The 16,267-nt window shown below is 65.7% G+C and carries 17 protein-coding genes; 8 read left to right on the top strand and 9 right to left on the bottom strand.

All coding sequences use genetic code 11. The features are described 5' to 3' along the window. The first annotated feature begins 1 nt into the window (after position 1). The 5 genes from pdxA to MTX19_RS21860 all read left to right on the top strand — a co-directional run bounded on the left by pdxA (position 2) and on the right by MTX19_RS21860 (position 5,462). Positions 2–1,009 (top strand): 4-hydroxythreonine-4-phosphate dehydrogenase PdxA, encoded by a 1,008-nt coding sequence (pdxA, locus tag MTX19_RS21840; protein WP_280979241.1) that lies wholly within the window; start codon positions 2–4, stop codon positions 1,007–1,009. Further along, entirely contained in the window at positions 1,006–1,860 is an 855-nt protein-coding gene (gene rsmA, locus MTX19_RS21845; RefSeq protein WP_280979242.1) for a 16S rRNA (adenine(1518)-N(6)/adenine(1519)-N(6))-dimethyltransferase RsmA, read from the top strand. Before pdxA ends, rsmA begins: the two co-directional genes overlap by 4 nt. A 19-nt stretch (positions 1,861–1,879) precedes the next feature. Further along, entirely contained in the window at positions 1,880–2,938 is a 1,059-nt protein-coding gene (locus MTX19_RS21850) for an alcohol dehydrogenase (protein ID WP_280979243.1), read from the top strand. Between the two features lie 61 nt (positions 2,939–2,999). Continuing rightward, complete coding sequence (locus MTX19_RS21855; protein ID WP_280979244.1) at positions 3,000–4,211, top strand: ABC transporter substrate-binding protein; 1,212 nt, start codon at positions 3,000–3,002, stop codon at positions 4,209–4,211. A gap of 231 nt (positions 4,212–4,442) precedes the next feature. Then, positions 4,443–5,462, top strand: a complete 1,020-nt coding sequence (locus tag MTX19_RS21860) for a hypothetical protein (RefSeq protein ID WP_280985466.1) — start codon at positions 4,443–4,445, stop codon at positions 5,460–5,462. 5 nt (positions 5,463–5,467) lie between these two features. Here the strand turns inward: MTX19_RS21860 and gmk are convergent, their stop codons facing one another. The 9 genes from gmk to MTX19_RS21905 all read right to left on the bottom strand — a co-directional run bounded on the left by gmk (position 5,468) and on the right by MTX19_RS21905 (position 14,066). After that, on the bottom strand, positions 5,468–6,121 hold the full coding sequence (gene gmk / locus MTX19_RS21865; protein WP_280979246.1) for a guanylate kinase: 654 nt from the start codon (positions 6,119–6,121) through the stop codon (positions 5,468–5,470). Between the two features lie 3 nt (positions 6,122–6,124). After that, positions 6,125–7,012 (bottom strand): YicC/YloC family endoribonuclease, encoded by an 888-nt coding sequence (locus MTX19_RS21870; RefSeq protein WP_280979247.1) that lies wholly within the window; start codon positions 7,010–7,012, stop codon positions 6,125–6,127. A 128-nt stretch (positions 7,013–7,140) separates the two neighbouring features. Continuing rightward, positions 7,141–8,397: an endolytic transglycosylase MltG gene (gene mltG / locus MTX19_RS21875; RefSeq protein WP_280979248.1), complete on the bottom strand. Its 1,257-nt coding sequence runs from the start codon at positions 8,395–8,397 to the stop codon at positions 7,141–7,143. A gap of 129 nt (positions 8,398–8,526) precedes the next feature. Then, positions 8,527–9,789 carry a beta-ketoacyl-ACP synthase II gene (gene fabF, locus MTX19_RS21880; protein ID WP_280979249.1) on the bottom strand — a complete coding sequence of 421 codons (1,263 nt, stop codon included), beginning with the start codon at positions 9,787–9,789 and terminating at the stop codon, positions 8,527–8,529. A gap of 96 nt (positions 9,790–9,885) precedes the next feature. Then, the gene (locus MTX19_RS21885) at positions 9,886–10,125 is read right to left on the bottom strand and encodes an acyl carrier protein (protein WP_139482977.1); all 240 of its coding nucleotides are present in this window, start codon (positions 10,123–10,125) and stop codon (positions 9,886–9,888) included. Positions 10,126–10,412: 287 nt separating this feature from the next. After that, positions 10,413–11,150, bottom strand: a complete 738-nt coding sequence (gene fabG, locus MTX19_RS21890; protein WP_280979250.1) for a 3-oxoacyl-[acyl-carrier-protein] reductase — start codon at positions 11,148–11,150, stop codon at positions 10,413–10,415. A gap of 20 nt (positions 11,151–11,170) precedes the next feature. Next, entirely contained in the window at positions 11,171–12,124 is a 954-nt protein-coding gene (gene fabD / locus MTX19_RS21895) for an ACP S-malonyltransferase (protein ID WP_280979251.1), read from the bottom strand. Positions 12,125–12,333: 209 nt separating this feature from the next. After that, positions 12,334–13,359 (bottom strand): fatty acid desaturase family protein, encoded by a 1,026-nt coding sequence (locus tag MTX19_RS21900; RefSeq protein WP_280979252.1) that lies wholly within the window; start codon positions 13,357–13,359, stop codon positions 12,334–12,336. Continuing rightward, positions 13,356–14,066 (bottom strand): TetR/AcrR family transcriptional regulator C-terminal domain-containing protein, encoded by a 711-nt coding sequence (locus MTX19_RS21905; protein ID WP_280979253.1) that lies wholly within the window; start codon positions 14,064–14,066, stop codon positions 13,356–13,358. The genes MTX19_RS21900 and MTX19_RS21905 overlap by 4 nt, the downstream gene beginning before the upstream one ends. 348 nt (positions 14,067–14,414) lie before the next feature. Here MTX19_RS21905 and rpsF point away from each other — a divergent pair, with 348 nt between their 5' ends. The 3 genes from rpsF (at position 14,415) to MTX19_RS21920 (ending at position 16,226) form a co-directional block, all read left to right on the top strand. Continuing rightward, positions 14,415–14,882 carry a 30S ribosomal protein S6 gene (rpsF, locus tag MTX19_RS21910; RefSeq protein WP_280979254.1) on the top strand — a complete coding sequence of 156 codons (468 nt, stop codon included), beginning with the start codon at positions 14,415–14,417 and terminating at the stop codon, positions 14,880–14,882. Positions 14,883–14,888: 6 nt separating this feature from the next. Next, positions 14,889–15,128: a 30S ribosomal protein S18 gene (rpsR, locus tag MTX19_RS21915; protein WP_016844287.1), complete on the top strand. Its 240-nt coding sequence runs from the start codon at positions 14,889–14,891 to the stop codon at positions 15,126–15,128. Positions 15,129–15,254: 126 nt separating this feature from the next. Next, the gene (locus tag MTX19_RS21920) at positions 15,255–16,226 is read left to right on the top strand and encodes a DUF2232 domain-containing protein (RefSeq protein ID WP_280979255.1); all 972 of its coding nucleotides are present in this window, start codon (positions 15,255–15,257) and stop codon (positions 16,224–16,226) included. Positions 16,227–16,267 lie beyond the last annotated feature (41 nt).

Raw genomic sequence — 16,267 nt, forward strand, 5'->3', positions numbered from 1 at the left:
AATGGCCACACCTCTCGCGCTGACGTCCGGCGAGCCTGCAGGCATCGGACCCGACATCACCCTCGCCGCGTGGCTGCGGCGTCGTGAACTCGATCTCCCGCCGTTCTATCTGCTCGGCGATCGCGCTTCCCTCGCCGAACGCGCCAAGGCGCTCGGGCTTACCGTCGAGCTTGCCGACGTCAGCGCCGAGGAAGCATCGGCAGCATTTTCGCGCGCCCTACCCGTCGTCGCGACCGGCAAGGCGGCGACCGCACGGCCGGGGCAGCCCGACGGGACGAGCGCCGAGGCCGCGATGACCTCGATCCGTCAAGCGGTCGCCGATGTCGTCTCCGGCAAAGCCGGCGCCGTCGTCACCAACCCGATCGCCAAGAACGTGCTGTATCGCGCCGGCTTCCGCCATCCCGGGCACACGGAATTCCTCGCCGAGCTCGCGGCCAATGGGAGGCAGGCACCGCATCCGGTGATGATGCTCTGGTCGCCGGCCCTCGCCGTCGTCCCGGTGACGATCCACCTGTCGGTTCGCGAGGCGCTGGCGCAGCTCTCGACCGATCTGATCGTGTCGACCGCGCGGATCGTCGTCTCGGACATGAAGGCGCGGTTCGGCCTCGCGGCGCCGCGGCTTGCCATATCGGGCCTCAATCCGCATGCCGGAGAAGACGGCACGCTCGGCAGGGAGGACATCGAGATCGTCGCGCCGGCCGTCGAGATCCTGCGGCGAGCGGGCATCGCCGCGAGAGGCCCGCTGCCGGCCGACACCATGTTCCACGAGGCCGCGCGCAAGACCTATGACTGCGCGATCTGCATGTATCACGACCAGGCGCTGATCCCGATCAAGACCATCGCGTTCGAGGACGCCGTCAACGTCACGCTGGGACTGCCGTTCATCCGGACCTCTCCGGATCACGGCACCGCATTCGACATCGCCGGCACCGGCAAGGCCAATCCGGCGAGCCTGATCGCCGCCCTCCGGCTTGCCGCGCGCATGGCCGCCGCGGCGCCGCCTCGATGAGCGCCATCGACGACCTGCCGCCGCTGCGCGACATCATTCGCGAACATTCCCTGTCGGCGCGCAAATCGCTCGGTCAGAATTTCCTGCTCGACCTCAATCTCACCGCGCGGATCGCGCGCGCCGCCGGTCCGCTGGAGGACTCCACTGTGATCGAGGTCGGACCCGGTCCGGGCGGATTGACGCGCGCGCTGCTTGCGCTCGGCGCCAAACGCGTGATCGCAGTCGAGCGCGACGAGCGGGCGCTTGCCGCGCTCGGCTACATCGTCAAGCGTTACCCCGGCCGCGTCGAGATCGTGCACGGCGACGCGCAGCGCTTCGATCCGCGCCCGCTGCTCGATGGCGGCAAGGCCAAGATCGTCGCCAATCTGCCGTACAACATCGCGACCCAGCTGCTGGTCGACTGGCTGTCGATCGAGCCGTGGCCGCCCTGGTACGACATGATGGTGTTGATGTTCCAGCGCGAGGTCGCCGAGCGCATCGTCGCCCGCCAGGACGAAGAGGCCTATGGCCGGCTCGCGGTGCTCGCGAACTGGCGCGCCGAGACCAAGATCCTGTTCGACATCTCGCCCGCCGCATTCGTGCCCCAGCCGAAGGTGACATCCTCGGTGGTACGATTGGTGCCGCGCGCGGCGCCCGAACCGTGTGACCGCCGCATGCTCGAGCAGGTGGCGGCGGCCGCCTTCGGCCAGCGCCGCAAGATGTTGCGCCAGAGCCTGAAATCGCTGTCCGTCGATCCGGCGCGGCTCGCCGCGGCCGCCCAGATCGATGCCACGCGCCGCGCCGAAACCATCCCGGTCACCGGCTTTGTTGCCATGGCACGTGAATTGGCCGATATACGGTCCACAAAATAGAACATCAGGAGAAAACGTAATGGCGCGTATGGTTCGCCAATCCCTCGTCAAATTCGATGCACCGCTGTGCGAAACCATCGTGGACACGCCCAAGCCGGAGGGACGCGAGGTGCTCGTGCGCATCGAGCGCTGCGGCCTGTGCCATTCCGATCTCCACATCCAGGACGGCTACGCCGATCTCGGCGGCGGCAAGAAGCTCGACACCACCCGCGGCATGACCCTGCCCTTCACGCTCGGCCACGAGATCGCCGGCGTCGTCGACGAGGTCGGGCCCGACGTGTCGAAGGACCTGATCGGAGCCAAGAAGGCCGTCTTCCCCTGGATCGGCTGCGGCCAGTGCCGCGACTGCCAGAACGGCGACGAGAACCTTTGCGTCAAGCAGCGCTTCCTCGGCGTCTCCATCGACGGCGGCTTCGCCACGCACGTCCTGGTGCCCGACGTAAAATACCTGCTCGACTATGATCCGCTGCCGGTCAATCAGGCCGCGACCCTGATGTGCTCGGGCGTCACCGCCTACGGCGCGCTGAAGCGCCTGGTCGACCGTCCGCGCCAGCGCAATCTGCTGCTGATCGGCCTTGGCGGCGTCGGCATGATGGGCCTGTCGTTCGCGCAGGCGATGTTCAAGCAGCCGATCACGGTTGCCGATCTCAGCCCCGCCGCACGCGAGACCGCGCTGAAGAACGGCGCAGCCGCCGCTTACGACCCGGCGGAGCCGGACGTGGTCAAGCGCATGCTGAAAGAGAGCGACGGCGGCTTCGACGGCGTGGTCGACTTCGCCGGCAACGAGAAGTCGATGGCGTTCGCGGTGTCGACAGTTGCGCGCGGCGGCAAGATCGTGGTGTCCGGCCTGATGGGCGGCAATTTCAGCTTGCCGATGGTGCAATGGGTCTACAAGCGCATGACCATCGAAGGCTTCATGGTGGGAACGCTGGCCGAGGGGCAGGAATTGATGGCGCTCGCCCGCGCGGGCAAGATCAAGCCGACGCCGATGAAGGAAGAGCCGATGGCCGACGTCCAGAAATGGATCGATGAATTGCGGGCCGGCAAAGTCGTGGGACGCATCGTCTTGAAGAACTAAAGCCTGATCGCGCTTTAGCGGACGTCCCGCCGGCCTCACCCGACAACTGGGGAGGACGCACATGAGGAGGAAACGTTCGACGTTCGCGGCATGGGCGGCGCTCGCGCTTGCCCTTGCCGTTACACCGGCCACGGCGCAATCGCATTACGGGCCCGGCGCCACCGGCCACGAGATCAAGATCGGGACCACAACGCCCTATAGCGGCCCGGCGTCGGCCTATTCGGCCGGTGCCATCTCGATCACCGCCTATTTCGCGATGATCAACGATCAGGGCGGCGTGAACGGCCGCAAGATCAACTTCATCAGCCTTGACGATGCCTACAGCCCGCCCAAGACGGTCGAGCAGATCCGCCGCCTGATCGAGAGCGACGAGGTGTTGTTTCTCGTCAACCCGGTCGGCACCGCACCCAACATGGCCGTGGTCAAATACATCAATCAGAAGCGGGTGCCGCATCTGTTCGTCGGATCTGGCGCGACCATCTTCAACGATCCCGGGCACTATCCGTGGACGATGAGCTGGACGCCGCATTACGCGTCCGAGGGCGAGATTTACGCCAAATATATCCTGTCGACGCTTCCCGACGCGAAGATCGGCATCCTCGCGCAGAACGACGATCTCGGCCGCGACTACGTGATGGGCTTCAAGCACGGGCTCGGCGACAAGGCCGCGACGATGATCGTGTCGCAGCAAACCTATAACACCAGCGATCCCACGGTGGACTCGCAGATCGTGTCGCTCAGGGCCGCCGGCGCCAATGTGCTGTTCATTGCCTCGGTGCCGAAGTTCGCTGCGCAAGCCATCCGCAAGGCCTATGATATCGACTGGCACCCGCAGGAATTCCTCTCCAGCGTCGGCTCCTCGATCGCAGGCGCGATCCGCCCGGCCGGATTCGAGGCTGCGAAGGGCGTGATCTCGGCGGCCTATCAGAAAGACCCCGCCGATCCGCAATGGAAGGACGATCCGGCCATGAAGGCCTGGAACCTCTGGATGGATAAGTACAACCCGCACGTCGACAAGAGCGACTATTACGCACCCTACGGCTACAATATCGGCTATGCCGTGGTGCAAATCCTCAAGCAGTGCGGCAACGACCTGACGCGCGAGAACATCATGAAGCAGGCCTCGCATCTCGACATGGAGTTGCCGCTGCTGCTGCCCGGCATCCGGTTGCGGACCTCGCCGACCGACCTGCGGCCGATCAAGCAGATGCGTCTCGTCCGGTTCAACGGCCAGCGCTACGTGCTGTTCAGCGACGTGCTTGAGAGCAACTAGCGCGGCTTGGAACGAGGGTGCCGCACGACGGGAACCGCCAGTCGGTACGACAGCGGAACCTAGCGAGCGACCGTGCGGTCCAAGTTCTCCCGCCACCGCGGCGCCGCAATTGTCAGACGCTGCGAGCCCCAATTAAGCCCTACCCGCTCCGGATTTGCGGCGCATTGCGACCCAACTCTTTACCGAGATTGGATCGCAAGCGTTTGCGCAAAAGAATTACCGGGGACGTCAATGTCAAATCGTTCAGCAAAATTTGCTTCGGCGCTCGTCGCGAGCATCCTGGCCGGCGCAAATTTCACAGCCGTGGCGCAGAATGCGACCAACACGGCGGACACCAAGACGGCAGCCAACTGCCAGTCTGCCCCCAAGGGACCGGCGCCCGCCGGGAGTCACTGGTATTACCACACGGATCGCGCGACCAAGACCAAGTGCTGGTACATCGGTGAGGCCAAGAACAAGGCCGCCAAGACCGCCGCCGCGCAGCAACAGCCTGCCCCCGCCCCGGATCCAAGTGCAGACGCCACACCACCACAGCCGCAGGCTCAACCGCAGCCGCAGGCTCAACCGCAGCCGCAGGCTCAACCGCAGCCGCAGCCGGAGATGCGTCCGTCGGTCGCCGATGCGCATGCCGAGTTCGCTGCGTCGCAGGCCGCCGCCCCGGCGGCAACCGGGGACGCCAGTCAGGCAGGCGGCACGGTGCCGGACACCGGCGCACCCGCGCCTGCGACACCCCCCGACGCAAATGCGCAGACATCGGCGCGGTGGCTGGATGCGACGAGCATGGCCGGATCCAACGGCACGCGGCACGCCTCGCCTCAGCCACCCGCGCCCGAGCAGGCGGATGTGCCGCAGCCGTCGGCGAACGACGCGGCGCCAGCCGCGCCCGCTGCAGTCGAAACGCCAACCGAGAAGACGTCATCCTCCACGCAGATGTTGCTGATCGTGATGGTCGGCGCGCTGGCGCTGGCCGGCGTGGTCAGCGCGCTCGTGTTCCGGCTGACCCGCACCCGCACGCCGCCTTACGAAATCCGCGACGAGTGGCGCGCGCCATGGGACTCGATTCGCACCGAACGGTCACCGGACATGCCGATCCGCCTGGAGCCTCCGGTTCGGTTGTCCGACGTGCCGCCGCGCCGGGCCGAACCTCCGATGCCTCGCCGCGAGTCTGCGCGCGATCTGGACCAGAGCGAGGAGAAGAACCGGCAGATCACGGCGATGCTGCAGCGCCTGGCACGCAGCGCTACGAACTGAGGCGGCTATTTCTCGAGCTGGCGCTGCAGGCCGCGCACGAATTCGGTGAGGCCCGTGCGCCGTTCGCGCTTGAGCCGCTCCGCCTTCAGGATCGACTGCACCTCGGCGAAGGCGTCGTCGACGTTCTGGTTGACGACGATGTAGTCGTATTCCGCCCAGTGGCTCAGCTCGTGCGTGGCACGGTTCATCCGGCCGCGGATGACTTCTTCCGAATCCTGCGCACGGGTGTGCAGCCGCTTCTCGAGATCGGCGGCCGACGGCGGCAGAATGAAGACGCTGACCACATCGGCGCGCGCCTTCTCACGCAATTGCTGCGTGCCCTGCCAGTCGATGTCGAACAGCACGTCCTGGCCGGCTGACAGCGCGGCCTCGACCGGCTGGCGCGGCGTGCCGTAGCAATTGTCGAACACGGTGGCCCATTCGAGCAGCTCGCCCTGCTTGGCCATCGCCTCGAACTTCGCCTTGTCGACGAAGAAATAGTCGCGGCCCTCGACCTCGCCCGGCCGCATCGGCCGCGTGGTTGCCGACACCGACATCTTCAGCCCGGGCATGCGGTCGATCAGCATGCGCGACAGCGTCGTCTTGCCGGCGCCCGAGGGCGACGACAACACGAACATCAGTCCGCGCCGGTCCACGCCATCAAAACCCTGCGCCGTCATCGCTCACTCCAGATTCTGGACCTGCTCACGGAATTGCTCGACCACATTCTTCATCTCGAGCCCGGTGTTTGTCAGCTCGACATCGTTCGACTTCGAGCAACAGGTGTTGACCTCGCGATTGAACTCCTGCGCGAGGAAGTCGAGCCGCCGCCCGACCGGCCCGCCCTTCACGATCATCTCGCGCGCCTGGGCAACATGCGAGGCGATGCGGTCGAGCTCCTCGCGGATGTCGGCCTTGGTGGCGATCAGGATCGCCTCTTGGCTGAGCCGGTCGGCGTCGAAGCGATCCGAGGTCTCCAGCAGCGCCGCGATCTGTTCGGCGAGCCGCGCCTTGATCGCCTCGGGCTTGCGGCCCGGCGCGGCCTCGGCACGCTTGGCCAGCCGTTCGATCTCGTCCATCCGCTGCATCAGGATCTGGCCGAGCGCATCGCCCTCGCGGCGGCGCATCTCCACGAGACTGGTGAGCGCCTGCTCGAAGGCTTTGGCCGCTGCGTCGCGCGCCGCCTTGTCCTCTTCCTCGTTCCTTTCAGGCTCGACCACCTCGATGACGCCCTTGATGCCGAGCAGGCCGTCGATGCTCGGCGCCACCGCATCGATCCGCTGCGCGAGCGTACCGGCGACCTTCACGACGGCTTCCAGCACCTCCTCATTGATGCGGATGGTCTGCGCTGCATCGGTGCGCTTGACGCTGAGATTGGCATAGACCGTACCGCGCGACAGCAACTCGGCGGCGCGCTTCTTGGCGAAGGCCTCCAGTTCGTCCCATCCGGGCGGCAGCCGCAACCGCAGGTCATAGCCCTTGGCATTGACCGACTTCAGCTCCCACTCGAACGTATAGGGACCGCTTGCGCCATGGCTTCGGGCAAAGCCAGTCATGCTCGACAGCGCCATCGCGTGAAACTCTCCAGCAGAAGGATATGGGGCTCACCTGGAGCCTACGAGACTCGCACGGAGTCCCAGCGAACTTAAAACGGATTCCGTGAAAGTGGAATTACGTTCCACCCACGGGACAGCAGGGCTCAGCGCTGCACCACCGGCAGCGAATTGGTCTGCTGGGCCGCGCCCTGACGACCGCGCGGCTTCCTCCGATTGGTGGGCTTCGGCGGCGTGGCCGCCGTGGGATTGGTATCGGCCGCTCCCGGCGCCGCGGCAGCCGGCGGCGGCGGATCATCCGCAGGCTCGACGGTGTCGTTCTGGATCTGCTTTTCCATCGAGCGCAGCTTGGCGACATTCTTGGCGTGCTGGTCGTAGGTTTCGGTGAAGGTGTGACCACCGGTGCCGTCGGCAACGAAGAACAGGTCACGCGTGCGCGCGGGATTGGCGGTTGCCTCCAGCGAGGCGCGGCCGGGATTGGCGATCGGCCCGGGCGGCAGGCCGTCGATCACATAGGTGTTGTAGGGCGACGGCTGCGTGATCTCGCTGCGCTTGATCGGCCGTCCCAGCGTTCCCTTGCCGCCAACCAGCCCGTAGATGATAGTCGGGTCGGATTGCAGCTTCATCTTCTGGCGCAGGCGATTGACGAAGACCGCGGCCACGCGGCTGCGCTCGTCGGCGCGCCCGGTTTCCTTCTCCACGATCGACGCCAGCGTCACCAGCTGCTCCGGCGACTTCAACGGCGTATCCGGATTGCGGCGTTCCCAGATCTCGGCGAGCACGCGCTTCTGCGCCTGCTGCATGCGCTGGATCACCTGATCGCGCGTGGTGCCGCGCGGGAACTTGTAGGTCTCCGGCAGCAACGTTCCCTCGCGCGGGATCTCGCGCACCGAGCCGGTGAAGATGTCGTTGTCGGAGAGCCGCGCCACGATCTGCTCCGAGGTCAGGCCTTCCGGGATGGTGACGGCATGCTGCACCACCTTGCCCTCGACGATGGTGGCGATGACGTCGCGCAGGCTCGCATTCTTCTGGAACGAGTACTCGCCGGGCTTCAGGTCCGAGCTTGCCTTCAGCGCGAACACGCTGCCGATGAAGATCCAGGGATTGACGTTGATCACGCCCTCGCGCGACAGCACGTCGGCGATGTCACGCTTGCCGGCGCGGGCCGGGATGTTGACGACCTTGTCTTCCTGCAGCGGCCCGGGCGCCTCCAGCGTCTGCTTGCCGTAGTAGTAGGTCGCTCCAGCCCCGATCATCAGGATGATCAGGATGGTGAAGATGGCATTGCCGACAATCACGAACGGATTGCGGGCACGATCCGAGCGCTTCGGCGGCGGGGGAACCTGCTCAGGCTCCAGCGCAGCACGCGGACTCCTTGGTGAAATGGGCGGCCTCTCACTCATCGATGCAAACCAAATCCTGCCGGTTGAATCGTGGCCGGACAAACCCCTGCCCTGCCAATAGCATACGCCCGCTCTTAGGAGTCACCGCGGAATACGGCAAAACGGTGGACTAGTTCTAAAGACTTACAATTAGGTCACGCGCTGCACGATCACAGAGGCGTTGGTCCCCCCGAAACCGAATGAATTGGACAATGCCACATTGACGTCACGCTTGCGCGACGTGTGAGGCACAAGATCGATCGCCGTTTGAACCGACGGATTATCGAGATTGATGGTCGGCGGTACCACGTTGTCGCGAATCGCAAGGATCGCGAAGATCGCCTCGATCGCGCCCGCCGCGCCGAGCAGATGGCCGGTCGCCGATTTGGTCGACGACATCGAGACCTTCGAGGCGGCATTGCCGAGCAAACGCTCGACCGCGCCGAGCTCGATCTCGTCACCGACCAGCGTCGAGGTGCCGTGCGCGTTGATATAGTCGATGTCGGCGGCGGTCAGACCGGCGCGCTTCAGCGCCGCGCTCATGCTGCGGAAGCCACCATCGCCGTCCGGCGAGGGCGAGGTGATGTGATAGGCGTCACCCGACAGGCCGTAGCCGGTCACCTCGGCGTAAATCTTTGCGCCGCGCTTCTTCGCGTGCTCGTATTCCTCGAGGATCACGATGCCGGCGCCCTCGCCCATCACGAAGCCGTCGCGATCCTTGTCGTAGGGGCGCGAGGCCTTCTGCGGCGTGTCGTTGAAGCCGGTGGAGAGCGCGCGCGCCGCGCAGAAGCCGGCCATGCCGATGCGGCAGATTGGCGATTCGGTGCCGCCCGCCACCATCACGTCGGCATCGCCGAGCGCGATCAGCCGCGCGCCGTCGCCGATCGCATGCGCGCCGGTCGAACATGCGGTGACGACCGAATGGTTCGGCCCCTTGAGGCCATGCTCGATCGAGACGTAGCCCGATGCCAGGTTGATGAGACGACCGGGAATGAAGAACGGCGACACTTTCCGCGGCCCGCGCTCCTTCAGCAGGATCGCGGTATCGGCAATGCCCGAGAGGCCGCCGATGCCGGAGCCGATCAGCGTGCCGGTCGCGCACTTGTCTTCTTCGGAGGTTGGATGCCAATTGGCATCGTCGAGCGCCTGCTTGGCCGCGCACATCGCGAAGATGATGAAGTCGTCGACCTTGCGCTGGTCCTTCGGCTCCATCCACTGATCGGGATTGAAGGTGCCATCGGCCCCATCGCCACGCGGAATGGAACAGGCAATCTGGCTCGGCAGGTCGGACACGTCGAACGTATCGATCTTCTTCGCGCCGCTCTGTCCGGCGAGAATGCGTGTCCAGGTTGCGTCGACGCCGCAGCCGAGCGGCGTAACCATGCCCAGCCCCGTGACGACAACACGTCTCATTTCAGAATCTCCGGCCCACAACGGGCGGCCAATAATAAGAAACCGGGGGACCGTTCGACAACGGTCCGTCCGGCTCCGTCAACTTCGCTAAAAGCGTCAGCTCTTCGCGTTCTTCTCGAGAAACTTGGTCGCGTCGCCGACGGTCAAAATCGTTTCCGCGGCATCGTCGGGAATCTCGCAACCGAACTCTTCTTCAAAAGCCATCACGAGCTCGACCGTGTCGAGGCTGTCGGCGCCGAGGTCATCGATGAAACTTGCGCTATCGACCACCTTGTCCGGTTCGACACCGAGGTGTTCGACCACAATCTTCTTAACCCGCTCGCCAATCTCACTCATCGTTCAACCTCGTTGTTCCATTGGACCCGACCCCAAGACGATACGAGCCATCGTGGTCGTCTCGATTACTCAATCGCGCATAGTCTTGATTCGGCCCGGTCGTAGCCGACTAAGCCCCGGCGAACGGCAGGCATCGTCACGCCAATATACAGGGTTTCAAAATCCTGCAATGGCGTTCTTCGCCCATCCGTGGGGGGTTCAGCTATCATACTTCCCAAGCCTTGACTACACGCCTGAACCGGCTCCCGAAAACGGCCTTTCGCCGCATTGCGAGAGCCAGTAGCAGCTCAAATCATGGCCATCCCGCCATTGACGTGAATGGTCTGTCCGGTGACGTAACCGGCTTCGTTGGAGGCCAGGTAGACGGCCGCGGCAGCGATGTCTTCGGGCGTCCCGAGTCGCGCCGCAGGAACCTTCGCCAGGATGGTTTCGCGCTGCTTCTCGTTGAGCGCGTCCGTCATCGGCGTCTTGATGAAGCCCGGCGCGATGCAGTTGGCGGTCACGCCGCGCTTGGCATATTCGGCGCCCAGCGTCTTGATCAGGCCGATGATGCCGGCCTTCGACGCGGTGTAGTTGCCCTGCCCCGGATTGCCGGTAACGCCGACGATCGAGGTGATCGCGATGATCCGGCCGAAGCGCTTGCGCATCATCAGCTTTGTCGCGGCGCGCGCCAATCGGAAGGTTGCCGTCAGGTTGACCGCGATGACGTCATCCCAATCCTCGTCGCGCAGCTGCACGAACAGGTTGTCGCGCGTGATACCGGCGTTGGCGACGAGAATGTCGACCTGCCCCATCGCCGCTTCCGCCGCCGGCACCAATGCCTCGACCTCGTCCTTGCTGGAGAGATTGCAGGGCAACACGTGAACGCGGTCGCCGAGCTTGGCGGCGAAGCCGTCCAGCACCTCGCGCCGCGTGCCCGAGATCGCGACCGTTGCGCCCTGTGCATGCAGCGCCTGCGCGATCGCGCCGCCGATGCCTCCGGTCGCACCCGTGACGAGCGCCGTCCTGCCAGTCAGATCAAACATCGAAATCTCCTCTCGGCCGCTTACGCCGACGCTGCCAATGCGTCCTTGGCCGCAGCAATATCGTTCGGACCGCCGACGGACACGCCGACTGCGCCGTCGGCGATGCGCTTGACCAGCCCGCTCAGCACCTTGCCGGCGCCGATCTCGAAGAATCGCGTCACGCCCTGCCCTGCCATATAGGCAACCGACTCGCGCCAGCGCACGGTGCCGGTGACCTGTTCGACCAGGCGACGGCGGATCTCGTCGGGGTCGGTGATGGCGGAGGCCAGCACGTTGGAGACGAGCGGCGCCGCGGGCGGCTTGATGGTGACGCCGGCCAGCGCCTGCGCCATCGCATCGGCCGCCGGCTGCATCAGCTTGCAGTGGAAGGGTGCCGACACCGGCAGCAGCATCGCGCGCTTGGCGCCCCTGGTCTTGGCGATTTCGACCGCGCGATCCACGGCGGCCTTGTCGCCGGACACCACGACCTGTCCGCCGCCATTGTCGTTGGCGGCCTGGCACACCTGCCCCTGCGCCGCCTCGTTGGCGACCGCCACGGCCGCCTCATAGTCGAGCCCGAGCAGCGCGGCCATCGCGCCGGCGCCCACCGGTACCGCCTTCTGCATCGCAAGACCGCGGGTGCGCAGCAGGCGCGCGGTGTCGCTGACGGTCAGACTGCCGGCCGCGGCCAGCGCCGAATACTCGCCGAGCGAGTGCCCGGCGACGAAGGCGGCGTCACGGCCGACTGAAAAGCCGGCTTCGCTCTCCAGCACGCGCAAGGTCGCGATCGAGACCGCCATCAGGGCCGGCTGCGCGTTCTCGGTGAGCTGCAGCGTCTCGGCCGGGCCGTCCCAGATCGTCGCGGTCAGCTTCTCGCCCAGCGCGGAATCGACCTCGTCGAACACCGCCTTGGCGACCGGAAAGGCCTCGGCCAGGGCCTTGCCCATCCCGACCGCCTGCGAGCCCTGCCCGGGAAACGTAAATGCTGCCGTCATCGGCGCTCCCTACCTCGTTGAGCGTGAACTTCCCCGCAAACGCCCTGCGTCTGCTGCGGGGAGAACGGTATCCGCGTCGCGCGAAAAATGCCTCGGCGGGTCCGGTCCATGCCATGAACCATGCCTCGGACCGGGCCGTAAGACACTGCCGAAGGCCGCCGTGTCAAGCCGCGCCAAAGGAACCCTGGGGATGCCGGACGATCTTCGGGCTAGAAGCCGCCGGCGTTCTGGTCGGCATTAACCTTCGCGCCCGCCCTTGCCCGGCGCGCGCTGTTGACCAGTTGCCCCGGCCGATCCTCGTGGTCAGGCCTGCCGGTCGCGAGCCGCAGCACGGCGGCGTAGCCCGGCTGCACCTCCATCCGGTCGGCATATCGGCTCCTGCTCAGGATGCGATGGACGCGCGGCAGGTTGTAGCAGGGCACGTAGAACAGCAGGTGATGCTCGAGATGGTAGTTGACGTAATAGGGCGCGATAAAAAGACGCTCGAGAAAATTCGCGTGCGTGGTGCGGGTATTGCGCAAGGGATCGGAGCTGTCGGGCACGACGGCATGCTCGGCGATGTTGCGGATGCGCGTGATCACCATCATCCAGGTCAGGAGCGGCACCAGCCAGAGCAGCGGATAGGCCCACCACACGCCGGCAGCGGCGAGGCCCGCGAACAGCACCGCATTGGTCAGGCATTGCGGCCCGAGCTTGTCCCAGAAATTCGCGGCGCGCCGCGACAACGGCCATTCCTTCGGCCCAAGCGCGTTGAGCAGTTGCGCCTTGCGCTGCTGGTAGCCGGTCTGGCCGGTGATATCGCGGAAGAACTTGCGACGATAGCTCAGCCGCGTGATTGGAAACGGCGCCGACAACACGAGGTCCGGATCGTCCTCCTGCTGCGTGCGCGCGTGATGCTGCAGATGATAGCGGCGATATCCGCGGGTCTCGGCGAAGATCGGATAAGCGCAGAACCATTGGCTCAGCGCGAGGTTGGTCTTCTCGTCCGCCGACAGGCAGCCATGCGCACCGTCATGCATCAGGATCGCAAGCCCGAGCTGGCGCGAGCCGATGATCGCAACGGCAAGCAGATAGGTCAGCGGATTGGGCCACCACGCCACGAGCGCGATCGCGCCCAGGATCAGCGCCCATGCATGCGCGATCAGGGCGACACCCTTCCATGTCGCGCGCTGCCGGACCGCAACCAGTTCGTCCTCGGTCAGGAACTCGCGGGCACGCATGCGAAGCGCGGTCATGTGCTTGTCTCCCCGTCCGATGAGGGTGAAGTGCTGGAATCGCCGACCAGGCGGAGCCGCGTGGCCTCATGTGCCGATGTCGCCGTCGCCTGCTCGCCGAGCGCCCGCAGGAGCTCGCGGCACATCTCTTCGGGCGCGCGGCCCATCGCAAAGCCTTCGACGATCACGCCAATCGCGACCGCCCAGAATCGCCGCGAGCTCTCCTCGGGCGCGCGCAGCGTTCGCCAGCCATGCCGCTCGACCTGGCCCGCATAGGCGCGCGCGCCTTCGCTGTGCAACCGCTCGATGGTGCGTTCGACCAGCGGCGCGAGGTCCTGCCGGCGCCTCGTCAGGGTCAAGGCTTCGGCGAAGAAGGCGACCGTGTCGGTCGTGGTCACGGTCTCGGCCAGCACATGCGTGTAGTCGCGCGGCGTGTGGGCCTTGAGGGCGGCCTGTTCGGTCGCGCGCGCCAGATAGAGCATGTCGCGGCAGGCGGCCTCCACGAACAGCGCCTCCTTGGTGCGGAAGTAATAGGTGATCTGGCTGGGAAAGGCGTCGGCCGCCGCGGCGATATCGGAGATCGAGGTCCCGGACAGTCCCCGTTCCTTGAACAGGCGGCTGGCGCCATCGAGCAGCAGGGAGCGCATCTTGCGGCCCGCCGACCGTGTCGCGCGGACCGCGTGCTTCGGATCGGGCGCAGGCATGCCGATAGCGGTCTCCGAACCCATCATCGTCCTCCCGTAAATACTTGTATGACATACAAACAAAGAAATCAACAGAGAGAACCGTGCCATGACGGGCGCGAGAGCGCCCCCGCGAGGTCGCCCTCGCCGATAAGATCTGGGCGGGGCCGAGAACCCTTGCCTTCGCAGCCAAAATCCGTATAAAGCGCGCCATCCGTGGGCCCCGGCCGGGAGCTGAACGGACGGTCTCAGCAAATTCACTCGTTGATTTTGATGTGGCAGGGCCAGTCGGCCCGTCGTCCCGTGCTTCCGCCTTCTGAGCAGCATCGAGTCCTTTCCGAAGGTCTCGAAGGGCTTGTCGCCGGGAACCGCGCCAACACAGAAAGGACACCCATGCCTCTTTACGAGCATGTTTTCCTCGCGCGTCAGGACGCGAGCACCCAGCAGGTCGATGAACTGACCACCCAGGTGACCGGTATCGTCGAACAGGGCGGCGGCAAGGTCACCAAAACCGAGAATTGGGGCGTGCGCTCCCTCACCTACCGCATGAACAAGAACCGCAAGGCGCACTTCGTGCTGATGAACATCGACGCTCCGTCGGCTGTCGTCACCGAAATCGAGCGCCAGGAGCGGATCAACGAAGACGTCATCCGCTACCTGACCGTGCGCGTCGAAGAGCACGAGGAAGGCCCGTCGGCGATGATGCGCAAGGCCGACCGTGACCGCGAACGCGATGACCGCGGCGGCGGCTTCCGCGGCGACCGCGAAGGCGGTGGCTTCCGTGGTGACCGCGAAGGCGGTTTCCGTGGTGACCGTGGCCCGCGCCGTCCGCGCGAAGAAGACGCAGCGACCGAGGAGTAAAGAATCATGGCTGACGCTGGTGCCCGCCGTCCGTTTTTCCGTCGCCGCAAGTCCTGCCCGTTCACGGGCGCGAATGCGCCGAAGATCGACTACAAGGATTCCAAGCTTTTGATGCGTTACGTCTCGGAGCGCGGCAAGATCGTGCCGAGCCGCATCACGGCCGTCTCCGCCAAGAAGCAGCGTGAACTCGCCCGCGCCATCAAGCGCGCGCGTTTCCTCGGCCTCTTGCCCTACGTTATCAGGTAATCGCCTTCGGCCGGCGGCGCGCGTCGCCGGCCGCTTATCTTCATAAGGCTTCCGGGTCGTCCGGTCGCCGATGGTTGGGGCTCTCGCAAGACGGCCTCTAACCGCTCGAAAGGAGCGGGACAGCTGATGATCGGAATATTCATCGTTGCACTTGCGGCTGGCGCGGCGTCGGCGCTGATGTTCGCCTCGATCATTTCGGGCGCGCTGATCTCGTTGCTGCTGTTCTATCTCGCACCGTTGCCGCTGATGGTGACGGCGCTCGGCTGGGGTCCGCTCGCTGCCGCGATCGGCGGCATCATCGCGGCCGCAAGCGTCGGTGCGATCCTCGGACTTCCCTACGGGATCGCCTTTGCCACGATGGTTGCCCTGCCCGGCTGGTGGCTCGGCCATCTCGCGCTGCTCGGCCGGCCGATCAGCGGCGCCCCCGCTGGCGATGCCGCGGAAGCAGCCCCTCCACAGCTCGAATGGTATCCAGTCGGCCGCATCCTGCTCTGGGTCGCGGCCTTCGCCGTTGTCACCACGGCCGGCACGCTGCTGACGCTCGGCTGGGACGCCCAGACGATTACCTCTGAGCTGCGGCGCGGGCTGCTCAAGGTGTTCAGTGCCGGCAACGCGCAGTCCAGCGACAAGATCGAGCAGCTCGTCAAGCTGCTCGTGGTCGTCGCGCCGATCGCAGCAACGGTCGTAGCGATGGTCACGCTGACGGTGAACCTGTGGCTCGCCGGCAAGGTCACGCAGATCTCGGGACGCTTGAACCGGCCCTGGCCGGAGCTGCGCTCGACCGCGCTGCCGCCGATGACGCTGGTCGCGCTGCTGGTGGCGATCGGCCTGAGTTTCGTCGGCGGCCTTCTCGCCATCCTGGCACAGATCGTCACGACCGCGCTGGTGATCGTCTACACCCTCGTCGGCTTCGCCGTGCTGCACACGGTAACGCTGTCGCTCACCAACCGCAGCTTCTGGCTGGGCTGCGCCTACACCGCCGTCGTCGTCTTCACCTGGCCGATCGCCGCGATGGTGGCGCTCGGCATTGCCGATACCCTGTTCGGATTGCGGCAACGTTACCTGCGCAGCAGGCCGCCGCCGCTGCCGGCATCCTGAGATTCGACCCAACCACTCAATCCGATACTTAGCACCTAAAG

Source organism: Bradyrhizobium sp. ISRA464 (assembly GCF_029910095.1).
Taxonomy (GTDB): domain Bacteria; phylum Pseudomonadota; class Alphaproteobacteria; order Rhizobiales; family Xanthobacteraceae; genus Bradyrhizobium.

Excerpts from the sequence above, each read along its gene's own strand:
- pdxA (WP_280979241.1), top strand. The coding sequence starts at position 2 with ATGGCCACACCTCTCGCGCTGACGTCCGGCGAGCCTGCAGGCATCGGA.
- rsmA (WP_280979242.1), top strand. The coding sequence starts at position 1,006 with ATGAGCGCCATCGACGACCTGCCGCCGCTGCGCGACATCATTCGCGAA.
- MTX19_RS21850 (WP_280979243.1), top strand. The coding sequence starts at position 1,880 with ATGGCGCGTATGGTTCGCCAATCCCTCGTCAAATTCGATGCACCGCTG.
- MTX19_RS21855 (WP_280979244.1), top strand. The coding sequence starts at position 3,000 with ATGAGGAGGAAACGTTCGACGTTCGCGGCATGGGCGGCGCTCGCGCTT.
- MTX19_RS21860 (WP_280985466.1), top strand. The coding sequence starts at position 4,443 with ATGTCAAATCGTTCAGCAAAATTTGCTTCGGCGCTCGTCGCGAGCATC.
- gmk (WP_280979246.1), bottom strand. The coding sequence starts at position 6,121 with ATGACGGCGCAGGGTTTTGATGGCGTGGACCGGCGCGGACTGATGTTC.
- MTX19_RS21870 (WP_280979247.1), bottom strand. The coding sequence starts at position 7,012 with ATGGCGCTGTCGAGCATGACTGGCTTTGCCCGAAGCCATGGCGCAAGC.
- mltG (WP_280979248.1), bottom strand. The coding sequence starts at position 8,397 with ATGAGTGAGAGGCCGCCCATTTCACCAAGGAGTCCGCGTGCTGCGCTG.
- fabF (WP_280979249.1), bottom strand. The coding sequence starts at position 9,789 with ATGAGACGTGTTGTCGTCACGGGGCTGGGCATGGTTACGCCGCTCGGC.
- MTX19_RS21885 (WP_139482977.1), bottom strand. The coding sequence starts at position 10,125 with ATGAGTGAGATTGGCGAGCGGGTTAAGAAGATTGTGGTCGAACACCTC.
- fabG (WP_280979250.1), bottom strand. The coding sequence starts at position 11,150 with ATGTTTGATCTGACTGGCAGGACGGCGCTCGTCACGGGTGCGACCGGA.
- fabD (WP_280979251.1), bottom strand. The coding sequence starts at position 12,124 with ATGACGGCAGCATTTACGTTTCCCGGGCAGGGCTCGCAGGCGGTCGGG.
- MTX19_RS21900 (WP_280979252.1), bottom strand. The coding sequence starts at position 13,359 with ATGACCGCGCTTCGCATGCGTGCCCGCGAGTTCCTGACCGAGGACGAA.
- MTX19_RS21905 (WP_280979253.1), bottom strand. The coding sequence starts at position 14,066 with ATGGGTTCGGAGACCGCTATCGGCATGCCTGCGCCCGATCCGAAGCAC.
- rpsF (WP_280979254.1), top strand. The coding sequence starts at position 14,415 with ATGCCTCTTTACGAGCATGTTTTCCTCGCGCGTCAGGACGCGAGCACC.
- rpsR (WP_016844287.1), top strand. The coding sequence starts at position 14,889 with ATGGCTGACGCTGGTGCCCGCCGTCCGTTTTTCCGTCGCCGCAAGTCC.
- MTX19_RS21920 (WP_280979255.1), top strand. The coding sequence starts at position 15,255 with ATGATCGGAATATTCATCGTTGCACTTGCGGCTGGCGCGGCGTCGGCG.